This is a genomic window from Ferruginibacter sp. SUN106, assembly GCF_050611765.1.
Classification (GTDB): domain Bacteria; phylum Bacteroidota; class Bacteroidia; order Chitinophagales; family Chitinophagaceae; genus Ferruginibacter.
Map to the genome: position 1 here is coordinate 435,583 of NZ_JBODJC010000004.1, position 14,960 is coordinate 450,542.

A 14,960-nucleotide genomic window follows, 5' to 3' on the forward strand; every position below is an offset into this window, starting at 1 on the left:
GATAAGGTAGTTTATTGGTAAAAACGGTTACGGTATTAAAAATACAAAGAAAAATCTTATTTCTATTTTGAAATGCGTGTAAGCAACTGGCCTAATAGCGGTACATCAATAGTGCCATAATTCCAGCCGTGCTCTACATCCGAATTTACTTCTATTATGGTATTCTGGCCTGCATTTTTTACTGCAAATTCTATAGATGAATCATGCTTTTTTTCCAGCCTTACCAGGCAGACCCATGCAGGATTTTTTATTACTGCATTTCTTATAGTACCGGAGTTTATAGCAGTACACAAACTGTCAATGGTTGCCTGGTCGGTGATGGAAATAGTAGTCTTAAGTAAGCTTAACGTTTCGTTTCCTTTGTATGTTGCAGGCTTGATCTGGATTTCTGAAATATCGTTTTTGTCAATGGTAAGAATGGCATCGAGTTGTTTATAACTTTGCGAAAGCGGGCCGGCAATGGTTAATGTAATGGCAAGTAACCCGATTGTAAGCGGAATAAATCCCGTCTTTTTTTTCTGTTTTTTAAATACAAGCGTAGCTATTCCTATAATGGAAAAAATACTTCCGATAATTAAAAGCTGAATAGTATGCTGCGTCAAAATTATAGGCCGGTTTTTAGTTTCAACAAAAATAGGGGAGTTTGAATTGTTTATGTATGCTGATGGTAACGAAATGTAATTACAGCAATATCACACTATTCTTTTTTCTTATTGTATTTTCTAAACCGCTCAGAAGATTTTTCCGGCCGCATTACTATCTGGTCTTCTGAAAGCTCATCAATTTCATACACATACACTTCGCCGTGATTTAATTCTTTATTTGTTGCCTGGTCTTGCCGGTGAAATAACGTAATGTGGTAATCGGCACTACTGTCAAGTTTTAATTGCCCGGGTTCAATACCAAAGGCATAGGTTTTAATAAGAAGAGGGTAGTTATTACTTTTAGCTTTCAATGTCACTTGTCCTGATGAATCTGTAGTAGTACCAGTGGATAAAGAATGTTCTCCTTCTATAAATACAGTGGCATAGGGTATTGGAATACCATGATTATCGCTGACTCTTACCAGGATCACTGAATTGCTATCGGTAGTTACTGATTTTGTAACGATGGCTTTTTTTAAAGTATCCTTTTTTAATTTGCTTTTACCTTTTTCAAAATACAGGTATAAAAAATTATTTCTGATTTCGCAGGTGCCTTTACCCTGAACTCCATAAGTGCAATAAAAGCCATTGAAATAAAAAGAATCTTTGCCAACAAAGTTGATGCTCTCTCCGCCGATGAAGCTGGCGCCATAACTGCCCTGTAAGTTTATTTCCTGTGCCAACAGGTTACCTGTTTTAAAAAGACATAACAGGAATAATAGTTTTCGCATAATACTATTGAGATGCAGAGAGAGAAGGAATTGCATAAATATGGACGGCTCTGTTGGTTTTACTCATTATTGACTTGCCCATTTTTTATGTCAACAGGCGTAATATTTAAATATTTTTCAAAGTTATTCCTAAGTTTGGTAGCTGCATTTTTTGCACTGATAAATAAAAAAAACAAACCAAATACAAAAGGCCAGGGGCCCAACAGCGAAAAATGGAATTCCATTGTTAGCAATGATTTGATAATGATGAAAACTGCAAAGGGTAAGCAAACAAAAAACAACAAGCGGTATACTGCATTAGGCTTTACTACAATGTCTATTTTTGTTTGTGTGGTATTGAGGGAAGAAATGATGCCGCTTAATTTTGCCGGTTCCCTTTCTTCTCCGCCCCGTATTTGCACCAACCATCTTTTGGGTGTTATACTAAATATAGCAGGGTATTCTAAAAATTCGCCTTTTAAATTGGGCGATTTAAACCAGCCTTGTTTTTCATTAAATAGTACTTCCAGCTTACCGGTTAACAGTTGCGGAGTGGTGTCTGTTACATAAGTAAAACTTTCAAAGTAGAGCGTTTTGTAAAAGAAGTTAGGCATGAGTATCGGGTTCAGTTTAATTGCTGCTGACAAATCTTAATGACCTGTTTTTATTTTTAGCACCGCCAACTCTTTTACTTTTCTGTCATCAAAGGTTTTTAGTGTTACATAGTACCATTTATTTTCAGGAATGTCGATGGTGAAGATGTCATCTTTCTTATGTTGCCGGATGGCCGTTTCAAATTCTTTTGCCATCATGCTTTCTGTAAACCATCCTAAGTCGCCTGTGGGGTTCCCATCCATCGTATATTCTTTCACGAGGTCAAAAAAGGAACTGCCGTTTTTGAATTTTGCAAGAATGATATTTCTTATGCTGTCAATTGATTTTAAAGATAGCTGGTTACCATCTAAATAAATATAGCTTGCCCTGAATTCGGGATAGGTGATAGAATCGATGATCTTATAGCTATAGTTATCAATGCTAAAAGTAAAGCCGTTTTTTTTAGCAAATAGCGGAAGCGTAATGTCGGAAGTATCTTTATTAGAAAATAACATAAACATTTTAGCATCAAGTTGAGGATAGTTTTTTACAACTTTATTTGCCTGCGCTATAGTTTTTGTATCGGCTAAAAGCTTTGCAGGAGTTTGTGCAAAAAGGCCGGTACAAATAAAGCAGAATAAAAATGTTGAAAAGATTGGTTTCATGACAGGTTATTTATTTTTTACTTGGGACTGTTTGTTCTTCATACTTAAACGTAGTAGTAGCAGCGCCAGTAGAAAGCAGGTGACCTTTTAGATCAGCCTTTTTCCAAATGGCAATTCTGCAAGTCATTTTTTGCCTGATTCTTTTAATTTATAAAAGTTATTATCGCTTCCCCGTTTTTTGCAGCTTCCGAATATACTTCCTGTACAGTTTTAAAATATTCACTTAAATACTCAAAAGCTCCATCACCTTCTTCGGTCCAGATGGATGGATATACTTCTATGGCTTCCATTTTTTCAGGATCATATTTTTGTTTCAGCTCTGCAGTGGTGATTTTTGAAAGCTGATCATTTAGGTCAGCCACTTGTTCAGGTGTTAAATAATGTGCCGGGCCATAACCCAGGTCCTGCTCTTCATCAATAATTTGCCCGCTGAATAAAACCTTTGCCAATGGATGATCGGTATTGGCAACATTTTGCCCGGTGAGCAAAAATAAAATGCCATCCCATGATTTGTCAATGTCTGTCAGGTTAGGATTTTCATCATCCGTTTCTTCGTCATAAATACTGCTCTCTAATAAGGAACTGTCTTTTAAATAAGCTTCAAGGTCTGTTTTGGTTACCCGAAGTAAATTGCCGATCATACTCATGAGTGAAATGTTTTTTTATGATTATAAATTTTTTAGACCTGGTTGTTACTTTCCCTTATCGATAATTTCATCCTTAATATAATTTCTTACCATTTCGTAGTTGTCAACCGGCTGTCCTTCCCAGGTATCGTCATTAAAATTCCAATGCACTGTTCTGTCATAATAAATACGTTTTTCAATTACCGGAAAATACTTCGGGCTTTCTGTTATCCAAAAATTTCCGTAGCCACCAGCATAAGCTCCAACAGGTTTAAAGTAAGCATGAAAAATTCTGCCGTTAACTTTTTGGTAGTAAAAGCTACGCATTTTAAAAGTATCCAGGATAAACATATTTGTAAAACTATACGCTATTAAACCAAACACAATTGCGGAAAGAAAAACTGTTGAAATCTTTAGTATAACAGTTAACCATGATTTTATAATGCCTTTCCTAAAAACAATCCGCAGTGCAAACTGGGATAACAAAATTGAAAAAATGATATCTGTCCAAAATCCTACTAAAGATATATCAGTAAATAAAACTGTAAAAAGATAGGCGGCAAAAAAAATTACTAATATGGTTTGATTCCTGGTTGTCATTTAATTATGCTTGTATCAATCTTGTTACCTGGTTCATCTACTGCAATCTAACAAAAATCACAACACCACATCCACCCACAAAAAAATCCCGTCAATAAAGACAGGATCTTTCGTTTGTTTGGTTACAAAAATCTAAAAAGGTATCGCTTAGGCTACAGCTTTGTTTACCAATGCTGCGGCTTCGCTTAATAAGATAGCACTTTGTACTTTAAGGCCACTTTCGTCAATTAATTTTTTAGCTACATCTGCATTGGTACCTTGTAAACGTACAATGATAGGAATGCTGATATTGCCGATAGACTGGTAGGCATCGATAACACCCTGCGCCACACGGTCGCAACGTACAATACCACCAAAAATATTAATGAGGATCGCTTTTACTTTCGGGTCTTTTAAAATAATACGGAAACCGGCTTCCACTGTTTGTGCATTAGCTGTACCACCTACATCAAGGAAGTTGGCAGGATCGCCGCCACTTAATTTAATCATGTCCATAGTAGCCATCGCAAGGCCGGCACCATTTACCATACAACCTACATTACCATCTAATTTTACAAAGTTCAGGTTGAATTTGCCTGCTTCCACTTCTGTAGGATCTTCTTCACTGATATCTCTCATCGCCGCAAGGTCGGGATGGCGCATCAATGCATTATCATCAATATTCATCTTGCAATCCACGGCAATAATTTTATCATCGCTGGTTTTAAACAAAGGGTTTATTTCCAACATACCGCAATCTAAACCAACATAAGCATTGTATAAATTGGTTACAAACTTTACGCAGTTTTTAAAAGCATTACCGCTTAAGCCCAGGTTAAAAGCAATTTTACGTGCCTGGAAACCCTGCAAGCCACCACTTGGGTGTACCCATTCTTTAAATATTTTTTCTGGTGTATCATGTGCCACATCTTCAATGTTCATACCGCCTTCGGTACTGTACATTACTACATTTTGTCCTTTGGCCCTGTCCATTAAAATACTCAGGTAAAATTCTTTCACCGGGGTAGGCCCTTCATAATACACATCTTGTGCAACAATGATCTTATTCACCAGTTTACCGGCAGGACCGGTTTGAATGGTCACCAAAGTGCCACCCAATATATTTTGTGCAATTTGTTTTACGTCTTCAGCATTTTTACCCACAGCCACACCGCGTTGTTCGGTACCGGCAATTTTGCCTTTACCACGTCCGCCTGCATGTATTTGTGCTTTTACAACAGCAAACTTGCTGCCGTATTGGGTATGAATTTGGCGGTAAGCTTCTTCCGCTTCAGTGGGGGTGTTGCAGGGGATGCCTTCCTGCACGGGAACATTGTATTTCTTAAGCAATTCCTTAGCCTGGTACTCGTGAAGATTCATGATTTATAAAGTTTTAGCGAAGATAATTAAAAACAGTTTACGGCGGAGGGTTTTCTGCTGGTGAGCAGGGCTTTTTACCGGTAACGATTGCATTTATTTGATGAGTTTAAAAACAACTGCATGTTTCAGGTTCCGGATGCCATTATCATTGGGAAAACTGATCTCCAGCATGGGCAAACCATTGGTAGCCCTGTACTTTTTAACCGGTAACTTAATGTTGGTACCTAATATCTGGATATGATTAAACTTTCCTCCATACAGATCTTCCACCTGGAAAAGAGCGCCATTAGTAAAGTAATGGTCCTGCTCCTTTAACAATGTTAAAATATAAGCAGCAGATTTATTTTTTGAAATAGTATAATAACTATGGTCATAAATTGGAATGGATGCAGGCCGGGTATTGTAGATCGCTTCGCCATTGATCTTCATCCACTCACCAATTTCTTTCAATCTTGTGTATGCAGCTGTGTCCCATTCGCCGTTTGCATCAGGGCCAACATTCAGTAACAGGTTACCTCCGGTGCCAACAATTTTCACCAGGGTATGTACCAGTTCGTTGGTGGATTTGTATTTGTCATGCGGCACATAACTCCAGCTACCGGCCATCGTCATACAGGTTTCCCAGGGATAAGGCAACAGGGTAGAAGGGAGCTGTTGTTCCGGTGTTACATAATTTTCATATTCATTGCCTACGCTGCGGTCAACTACCAGTAAACCGGGTTGATAACGCCTTGCTATAGCCGCAATTTTAGCCATGTCCACATCCTGCTCGTAAGTGATGGTGCGTTGCCATTCCACTGCAGTGTCAATAGTGTTCTTCGGCCTTACCCAACCGCCGTCTAACCACAGGATATCCATTTTGCCATACTCACTCATCAGTTCTTTTATCTGGTTATAGGTAAAATCTTTAAAGGCATTCCAACGCAGCGGATATTTTTTAGGATCGTAATTTACATTCCTGTCTTTAGGAGGAAAATAAGGCCACCAGTAATTTTGTGTGTGCCAATCAGGTTTGCTGAAATACGCACCGGTAGCAATACCTTGTTTACGGAAAGCATCAAATACTTCTTTTGCAATATTATTTTTTGGATTGGTGGAAAATGGTGTTTTAGGCGAAGTGATTTTATAGTCTGTTTCTTTAGTATCGAACATACAAAAGCCATCATGATGTTTAGTGGTGAACACCACGTATTTCATTCCGGCGTCTTTTGCTGCTGCAGCCCATTTTGCAGGATCAAAATTTTGGGGATTGAAAGTGGTTTGTAAGGCTTCGTAATTTTTTTTGTATTCATTATAGGTTTTGCCATGGGTGCTGTCTCTTTGTGTCCAGCCTTCATCTTCGGGACAAATGCTCCAGCTTTCTACCACACCCCACTGGCTGTACGTACCCCAGTGCATCAATAAACCAAATTTCCAATCCTGCCATTGGGATAATTTTTTTATCACTAATGAATCCGTTGGTGCAATATAATGTTGCTGTGCACTAACGTTGCAAAAAGAAAGTAATAAAATGTATAGTAAGTTTTTTTTCATCTTCATTTTTTACAATTTCACGTAAAGCTGCAAAAGTTTAATGCATAAGATGCAAAGAAAGATTCCCTTTGCCTCTTTGCTTTCTTATTTTTCTTTGCGTGAAACCTATTCTACTTCAATCTCATCCACAAATAACCAGGCTGCCGAACCGGCACCGGGATTACCGGAAGGAATGATGCCAAAATTTTTCACCACCACATGCACAAACCTGCAGCCATGTTTAGCTTCTAACACAATCGTTCTAGCACCTTTATCTTTTATAGGATCAATAATTTTTGTTTCCTTTGGAGCAGCGGCAATAAGTTCTGGAGTAAGGTCGCTGTCAGGCAAATAAGTTATTTCCACTGCTGATGGTAAATAGATCCAGCTGCCGTTTTGATCCATTACATGAACCGTTATTTTACTGATGTCGCTTGTTGTTTTCAGGTCGATCATCGCATCAAGATCTTTTCCTGCAAAACCTAAAAACTCATTTGATTTTGCAAGGCCTTTTTCATTCTGCACTCCATCTACTAATGTGAATGCACCATTGCCGGGATAGTTTTTGCTGGGTTCAGTTGCAAGGGTTATTTTTTTGCCAGTAGCTTTGTTGAAATGGAATGGGATATCAGTTGAAAACAGGTAATTAAATGGAGAGAGCATAGCTACGCCCCATTTCTCTCCCTGAATGGAAGGATTCATTTTTCCAAGCAATCTAATGCCATATACTCCTGATGTTTTAATTTTTGTACTTATAGAATCTGTGAACAAAGAAAATTTGCTTTCATTTTTATTTCCAAAATAATACATACTCTTCTTTTGTTTTGAAGTAACCGATATGTTTACTCCATCAAAATCTATTGTGGCGGTAACACTTACTTTTGGATCATAATACGCCTTACTATAATTAATTTTCTGTTTATCTAATCTTTCAAAAACAGCAGGCAACCTGCTTTCAAAATTTTTCCAATCTCTTTTTTCTTTCGGGCTCCACAATACTTCACTCAATGCAATCATACGGGGAAAGATCATGTACTCCACTTTACTGGTATTACCAATGTATTCTGTCCATAAATTGGCTTGTGCGCCTAAAATATGTTTGGCCTGTGCAGCATTTAAAACAGCAGGAATAGGTTCGTAGCTGTACACTTTTTCTAATGGGAGATAACCGCCGATAGTGATACTGTCTTCATTTTCAGATTGAGCATGATCAATATAACAATGGCTGCCCGGTGTCATGATCACATCATGATTTTGTTGGGCTGCTTCAATCCCACCTTCTTCACCACGCCAGCTCATTACGGTAGCGTTAGGTGCAAGGCCGCCTTCTAAAATTTCATCCCAGCCAATAATATTTTTCCCCTTGCTGTTTAAATATTTTTCCATGCGGTTGATAAAATAACTCTGTAATGCATGTTCATCTTTTAAGTTATTATCCTTAATTCTTTTCTGGCAAAGGGGGCAGGTCTTCCATCTTTCTTTGGGGCATTCATCTCCGCCAATATGTATATATTTTGATGGAAATAATTTTATTACTTCATCTAACACATTCTGTAAAAAAGTAAAAGTGCTATCATTACCTGCACAAAACACATCTTCAATTACACCCCAGGTTTCAAAAGTTTTATAAGGCCCTTTGGTACAACCAAGAAAAGGATAACTTGCCAATGCCGCCATACCATGTCCCGGCATTTCAATTTCAGGTATTACGGTAATGTAATGGTCGGCAGCATATTGTACGATCTCTTTTATTTGTTCCTGTGTGTAATAACCACAATATTTTGTGCCGTCATATTTATCGCTGCCGTACCGGCCAATTAATGTTTGTGCCCTGCAACCACCCACTTGTGTTAACAGCGGGTATTTTTTTATTTCAATACGCCAGCCCTGGTCATCGGTTAAGTGCCAGTGAAAAGTATTGTATTTATAAGCGGCTAAATAATCAATATATTTTTTAACAAAAGAAACCGGAAAGAAATGACGGGCCACATCAAGGTGCATACCACGGTAAGCAAAACGTGGATGGTCCTGTATACTTACATAAGGTATTTTTGCCAGTGGGGCTATTCTTACAATGGCAGCACTCTTGTCCGGTGATTCAAATAATTGCAACAAAGTTTGAACACCGTAAAAAACGCCTTCTTCATTGTCACCTGTAATGTAAATGCCTTTTTTATCAGCAGTTAAATTATAAGCCCCGGGCAATTCATTATCCAGTCTTTCGTAATTCAGTGTTATTGAATTAGAGGAAGAATATTTTTTCACCGTTTTCAATTTCATTCCATACCGGGCTAATAGGTAATCGTTTAATACCGCAGCACATTTTTCAAGGTTGCTGCCTTCTACAACAATTTGTGTATTGGGATTGATCAGCATATTCCCTTTGCCCATCTTCACTTCCGCAGGCATGGGAACTATATTCAATTGCGAAAAACTTTTTAAGGATAATAATAAGCAAAGGATTAAAAAATAATTTTTCTGCATAGCATTTTATTTTTTATTGCCCCGGCCTTCAGGCCGGGGCAATTCAGTATAATTAATTTTTCAATACCGGTAATACAATTTTACTGGCATTCACCGCATCATGATAAATCCTTATCGATGCTTTTTGAAAATCTTTTTCAGTAGCATCGGGTATCCGCATAAATTTTTGTGGATTCCTGTCTACTAACGGAAACCAGCTGCTTTGTACCTGCACCATTATTTTATGCCCTTTTTTAAAAGTATGTGCCACATCATTCAGGTCAAATTTTACTTCGCTTATTTTATTGGGAACAAAGGCCTCAGGTTTTTCATAACTGTTACGGAATTTACCCCTCATTACTTCGGCCCTTACCAAACGTTGGTATCCTGCCATACTGAAACCTCTTGGCGAACCTTTAGGCGTTGCAGTAGTATCAGGCAATACATCAATCAGCTTTACAATAAAATCAGCATCCGTACCGGTAATGCTTACAAAAAGATCGGCATTAATTCTTCCGGATAGTGTAAGGTCTTCAGTTAGTTCTTCTGTTTCAAAAACCACTACATCAGGGCGTACAGCCGCAAAGCGCTGGTCTTCGGCCATGTATTCATTATTGCGCCTGCCGAATGTACCATTGGTATAAGGCACGGGCTTGGCAGGGTCGCTGATGTATTCGTCAAAACTATTGGGTGTATTTGTTTTTTGTAAAGAGAGTGTATTGTTATCATTAAAATAGTAAACCACTGGTGCTTCATTTTTTGGAGGCCATGCAGGATAACTTTTCCACTGGTTGCTGCCGGTTTCAAATACGGTGGCTTCGCTGGCGGTAAAACTGCCTTTATCTTTTAAATAAAAATTAAAGAAAGTGGTTTCTAAACTATCCTGAAAATATTTACTGGTGTTGCTGCCAAATTCATGCGTTGCAAATTTGCTCCAATCGCCACCGGCCCAGGCACCATGCGTCCATGGGCCCATCACCAAACGGTTATTGTTTTTTGCACTTTGTTTTTCTATGGCTTCATAAGTATGTAATGCACCAAAAAGATCTTCTGCATCAAACCAGCCACCCACCACCAATGTTGGTGTACTGATATTTTTTAAATGTGTACGGATATTTCTTGCCTTCCAGTAAGCATCATAAGTATCGTGTTGTAAATATTCGTTCCAGATAACACTTTTGTTATTGTAATATTTTGCACTATTGGTATTTTTTATAGTGCCCATCTGTAAATAAAATTTATAAGCATCTCTCGACCCTGCATTAAAAAGTGGTTTGTCATAATCCTTAACCGGGCCGTTTCTTTCCATATCAAAGAAATTCATAAAACTGAAATTGTCTAACAAAAAGAAAGCACCATTGTGATTAGCATCGTCACCTATAAACTCATCCGTAACCGGTGCCTGGGGACTCACTGCTTTTATTGCCGGATGTGCGCCGGGTAAACATGCTGTTGCATAAAACCCCGGGTAAGAAATACCCGCTAACCCCACACGGCCATTATTATTTTTAATATTTTTTATCAGCCAGTCAACTGTATCATACGTATCGCTGCTTTCATCAACATCAGCTTTGCTTTTTTTGTTGGCGATATAAGGTGTTACTTCTAAGTTGGTGCCTTCGCTCATGTAACGGCCACGTACATCCTGGTAAACAAAAATGTATTTTTCTTTCATCAGGTTTTCATTAGGGCCTAATGAACGGGGGTAATTATTGGCACCATAAGGCCCGGCAGAGTAGGGCGTACGTTCCATTAAAAAAGGGTAGGACTGTGATTCGTCTTTGGGCATATAGATCACGGTGTATAATTTGATGCCATCCCTCATGGTAATAGTAGTATCAAACTTGGTGTAATTTTCTTTTACAAAACTACCTTGTGCCAATACAATTGTATGCATTGCCACTAATCCGCAAAAACTTAAAAATATTTTTCTCATATTATTTTATAATTGGCAAAATGAATTTGGTTTGATTATTTACATCATGATAAATGCGGATGGTTGATTTTTGAAAATCACTATCGTTGCAATGATAAATATCTGTAAAGGTCTGCGGATTTCTATCTGCAATAGGAAACCAGCTGCTCTGCACCTGTATCATTATCTTGTGGCCCTTCTTAAATGTATGTGCAACGTCCGGTAAAGTGTATTTTACTTCGGTGATCTTACCGGGAACAAAAGGTTCGGGTTTTTCGAAGCTGTTACGGAATTTACCCCTCATGATTTCCCCGCGTACCAGCATCTGGTAACCAGCCATCGGGTAATCTTTGCCGTTTCCTTTGCCAGATTCTTTTTCATCATATTTAAAATCATCCGGAAAAACATCAATGAGTTTAACAACAAAATCTGCATCGGTGGTGGAGAGGCTAACCATTAAGTCGGCCACCAATGGGCCTGCTAAAGTCACCTCATCGCTTAATACAGGCGTTGAAAAACTAAGCACATCCGTTCTGCGGCTTGCAAAGCGCTGATCGTCGGTCATATATTCTCTTGTTCTGCCCAGGTGTACATCTTCGGTATAGGGAACCGGATGCGCCGGATCGCTGATGTATTCACTATAAGATTGCGGACGCTTTGCCCTGTCCTCTGGTTTAAACATCGACGCTGCATTGATTTCGGTTAGCGTGCCATCCCATTTAGCGTAAATACTTTTGTACTCAATATTTTCAGGCGGCCATTGATTAAATGTTTTCCATTTATTAGCACCGCTGAAGAAAATATTGGCTTCAGCAATATCGTGTACGGTGCCTTTTAGTTTTAAATAAAAATTAAAGAACGGGATTTCGATATTGCGTTGATAATATTCACTTGTTTTACTGCCAAATCTAACATTCCCTAAATAATCACCTTCGCTTCTGCCACCCCAGCCACCATGAAACCATGGCCCCATCACTAAACGGTTATCGGTGTTCTTACTTTTTTCTTCAATGGCTTTGTATAAATTCCATGCTCCAAAGCAATCTTCTGCATCAAACAATCCGCCTACAACCAATATAGCAGGTTTTATATTGGTAACAAAATTTCTTGGATTGCGTGCCTGCCACCAGGCATCATTATTGGGATGATTCATCAGGTCATTCCAGAAAGCAATACTGTCGCCCATTATTTTACTGAAATTTTTTAATGCGCCTGTCTTTAAAAAGAAATCATAATTATCCTGCGAATGAATTTCATAACCAGGTTTGCCCGTCATGGTTGGTTTTGGCCTGGGAATACCAAAGCCGCTATAAAAATTAAAAGCATCCATTACCATTAATGCGCCATTATGATGAAAGTCGTCGCCAATAAACCAATCGGTAACCGGCGCCTGCGGGCTCACTGCTTTTAATGCAGGATGATTACTTAATGCCGCCATGGTGCTATAAAATCCGGGATAGGAAATTCCAAATACACCCACTCTTTTATTATTGCCCGGAATATTATTGATCATCCAGTCGATAGCATCATAGGTATCGCTGGCCTCATCGATCTCCTTGTCTTTTTTATTGGGATTAAATGGGCGTACATCCACATATTCTCCTTCGCTCATCCATTTTCCTCTTACATCCTGTATGGCAATGATATAACCTTCTTTTAAATAGTTGATCCAGTAAGAGCCGTACAAACGTGGGCTGAATTTGTCTTCGCCATAAGGAGAACAGGTGTAAGGGGTACGGTTGAACAAAATCGGGTGTTTTTGTGTACTGTCTTTAGGAATATAAAAGGCGGTAAACAACTTAACACCATCTCTCATGGTGATCATGCGTTCAATTTTATAATAGTTATCTCTTACCCAAAGCGAATCGGTATCCTGGGCAGTAAGTTGCACTGCGATAAAAGAACAAAAGAAGAGAACAAGGAAATATTTTTTCATTTTGTATTTATTTGAATGCTAAATTTAACGAATCTAAACTGTTTCTATGTCAAATAATGCACAAACGATTGCTCAATTTTATACTGCATTTCAAAAAAAGGATTATGCAACTATGAACAGTTGCTATAGCGATGATATTGTTTTCTTTGACCCTGCCTTTGGTTTGTTAAAAGCTGATGAAGTAAAATGTATGTGGGAGATGCTTTGTAAAAATGCCAAAGATTTTTCATTAACCTATGGAAACATTATCGATCTGGATGAAGAATACAGCACCTGTGATTGGGTAGCAACGTATACATTTAGTAAAACAGGTAGAAAAGTGGTAAACAAAGTGAGGGCGAATATGAAGTTTGCTGGTGGTAAAATTATTGAACATAGTGATGCCTTCAGTTTGCATAAATGGAGTGCACAGGCATTGGGCTTCAGCGGTTGGTTGCTGGGATGGAATAAGTTTTTTCAGAATAAAATAAAAAATACTGCGAAGAAGAATTTGTTGAAGTTTATGCAGGCGAAATAAATTGTTTTAGCCACATCGTGGCGGCATTTTGGTAACAATACAAAACAGGTTTTTTATCTAAGCCCCATCGGGGCGACATTTCTTTAGTGCAGGCTTCGATAAAATATCGCCCCGATGGGCTTTTGGGCCTTTACAGCGGACATGTTACCAAAATGCCGCCACGACGTGGCTTGGGTACCAAGTCAGAAATACGGTATTAATTTTGTTTCCCTGGTCGGTGTCTTCACCGACCGGAATGCTCAAAGTTTAAAACGCTTTCTTTTTTTTATTACTACATCTCTTCAATCACAGATTCTCCTTTACTCATATCACCACTTGTGCATTGCCATTTTTCATACGACCTTATTTTTTGCTTCCCTGGTCGGTGTCTTCACCAACCGGAATGCTCAAAGCTTAAAACGTTTTCCTTTTTTTATTACTACATCTCTTCAATCACAGATTCTCCTTTACTCATATCACCACTTGTGCATTGCCATTTTTCATGCGGCCTTATTTTTTGTTTCCCTGGTCGGTGTCTTCACCGACGGGAATGCTCAAAGTTTAAAACGCTTTCCTTTTTTTATTACTACATCTCTTCAATTACAGATTCTCCTTTACTCATATCACCACTTGTCCATTGCCATTTTTCATGCAGCCTTATTTTTCCATCAGGTAAAATTTCAGGAGTAGAAATGCAAATCCCCGTCATTAACTGGTTTTGAGTATTGACATGCTGGTACCGCATATCTAATTTCCCTTTAGCATCAACCAATGCAATTAAGCTGCCGCTGATAATATTGCCGCCACTATAAGTTGCGGTAACAATAATGCCCGATTGCTGGTATGTAAAGACAGTTGTGGCATCCACTTCTCCATTGCTGCTGTTGGCAACAGAGCGGAAAGTTCTGTTGTGATAATTGTACATACTTGCAATTTGAGAAAATTATTTCTATTTTGTTTAATCATTTTCTTTAACCTAAACCTTCAGGCATGAACACCGAATTTTTAAACGACATTAACTGGCTGGCCGTATTGGTAGCTGGCATTGCTTACTGGGCAATTGGCGCAGTATGGTATTCAAAAGTTCTATTTGCAAAAAAATGGCTGGAGTATACCAAAATTAACCCTAACGACCCCGAAGCTAAAAAGGGAATGGGGATAATGTTTGGCGGCTCCCTGGTATTGATGGTATTAACTGCAGCAGGTCTTTCAATTTTAGTACACCGTATGGATATTACTGCATGCTGGATGAGTGGCGTAAAGATTGGTGCCATAACAGGTTTGTTATTTGGCACTACTGCCATATCTGTTTCGTACCTGTACGAAAAAAGGCCCTGGGGTTTGTACCTTATCAACTGTGGCTATACCGTGGTGGGGAATATTATTGCTGCAATTATTGTTTGCTGCTGGCAGTAAAAATAAGACCATAAAAAAACGGTA

General features: G+C 38.6%; 14 protein-coding genes. 2 read left to right on the forward strand and 12 right to left on the reverse strand.

Annotated elements, in window-relative coordinates; genetic code table 11:
* Window positions 1-62 precede the first annotated feature (62 nt).
* From ACQ334_RS17915 to ACQ334_RS17965, 11 genes are all read right to left on the reverse strand, one after another.
* Window positions 63-602: a hypothetical protein gene (locus ACQ334_RS17915; RefSeq protein ID WP_430989625.1), complete on the reverse strand. Its 540-nt coding sequence runs from the start codon at window positions 600-602 to the stop codon at window positions 63-65.
* Window positions 603-697: 95 nt separating this feature from the next.
* Window positions 698-1,375: an Ig-like domain-containing protein gene (locus ACQ334_RS17920; protein WP_430989626.1), complete on the reverse strand. Its 678-nt coding sequence runs from the start codon at window positions 1,373-1,375 to the stop codon at window positions 698-700.
* A 59-nt stretch (window positions 1,376-1,434) separates the two neighbouring features.
* The gene (locus ACQ334_RS17925) at window positions 1,435-1,968 is read right to left on the reverse strand and encodes a hypothetical protein (protein ID WP_430989627.1); all 534 of its coding nucleotides are present in this window, start codon (window positions 1,966-1,968) and stop codon (window positions 1,435-1,437) included.
* A gap of 36 nt (window positions 1,969-2,004) precedes the next feature.
* Entirely contained in the window at window positions 2,005-2,613 is a 609-nt protein-coding gene (locus ACQ334_RS17930) for a peptidylprolyl isomerase (protein ID WP_430989628.1), read from the reverse strand.
* A 143-nt stretch (window positions 2,614-2,756) separates the two neighbouring features.
* On the reverse strand, window positions 2,757-3,254 hold the full coding sequence (locus ACQ334_RS17935; RefSeq protein ID WP_430989629.1) for a YfbM family protein: 498 nt from the start codon (window positions 3,252-3,254) through the stop codon (window positions 2,757-2,759).
* Window positions 3,255-3,305: 51 nt separating this feature from the next.
* On the reverse strand, window positions 3,306-3,839 hold the full coding sequence (locus ACQ334_RS17940) for a hypothetical protein (RefSeq protein ID WP_430989630.1): 534 nt from the start codon (window positions 3,837-3,839) through the stop codon (window positions 3,306-3,308).
* Window positions 3,840-3,986: 147 nt separating this feature from the next.
* Window positions 3,987-5,198 carry an ADP-forming succinate--CoA ligase subunit beta gene (sucC, locus tag ACQ334_RS17945; protein ID WP_430989631.1) on the reverse strand — a complete coding sequence of 404 codons (1,212 nt, stop codon included), beginning with the start codon at window positions 5,196-5,198 and terminating at the stop codon, window positions 3,987-3,989.
* A 93-nt stretch (window positions 5,199-5,291) separates the two neighbouring features.
* The gene (locus tag ACQ334_RS17950; RefSeq protein WP_430989632.1) at window positions 5,292-6,731 is read right to left on the reverse strand and encodes an alpha-L-fucosidase; all 1,440 of its coding nucleotides are present in this window, start codon (window positions 6,729-6,731) and stop codon (window positions 5,292-5,294) included.
* 105 nt (window positions 6,732-6,836) lie between these two features.
* Complete coding sequence (locus ACQ334_RS17955; RefSeq protein ID WP_430989633.1) at window positions 6,837-9,194, reverse strand: beta-N-acetylhexosaminidase; 2,358 nt, start codon at window positions 9,192-9,194, stop codon at window positions 6,837-6,839.
* A 52-nt stretch (window positions 9,195-9,246) separates the two neighbouring features.
* Window positions 9,247-11,109 (reverse strand): CocE/NonD family hydrolase, encoded by a 1,863-nt coding sequence (locus ACQ334_RS17960; protein WP_430989634.1) that lies wholly within the window; start codon window positions 11,107-11,109, stop codon window positions 9,247-9,249.
* Between the two features lies 1 nt (window position 11,110).
* Window positions 11,111-13,024, reverse strand: coding sequence for a CocE/NonD family hydrolase (locus ACQ334_RS17965; protein WP_430989635.1), 1,914 nt, complete (start codon window positions 13,022-13,024; stop codon window positions 11,111-11,113).
* Between the two features lie 46 nt (window positions 13,025-13,070).
* Between ACQ334_RS17965 and ACQ334_RS17970 the strand changes: the two genes are divergently transcribed.
* Entirely contained in the window at window positions 13,071-13,541 is a 471-nt protein-coding gene (locus ACQ334_RS17970; protein ID WP_430989636.1) for a nuclear transport factor 2 family protein, read from the forward strand.
* A gap of 565 nt (window positions 13,542-14,106) precedes the next feature.
* Here ACQ334_RS17970 and ACQ334_RS17975 read toward each other — a convergent pair.
* Window positions 14,107-14,445 (reverse strand): hypothetical protein, encoded by a 339-nt coding sequence (locus ACQ334_RS17975; RefSeq protein WP_430989637.1) that lies wholly within the window; start codon window positions 14,443-14,445, stop codon window positions 14,107-14,109.
* A 65-nt stretch (window positions 14,446-14,510) separates the two neighbouring features.
* On the opposite strand from ACQ334_RS17975, the gene ACQ334_RS17980 reads away from it, so the two are divergent.
* Window positions 14,511-14,936: a DUF1761 domain-containing protein gene (locus ACQ334_RS17980; protein WP_430989638.1), complete on the forward strand. Its 426-nt coding sequence runs from the start codon at window positions 14,511-14,513 to the stop codon at window positions 14,934-14,936.
* The last annotated feature ends 24 nt before the right edge of the window (window positions 14,937-14,960 follow it).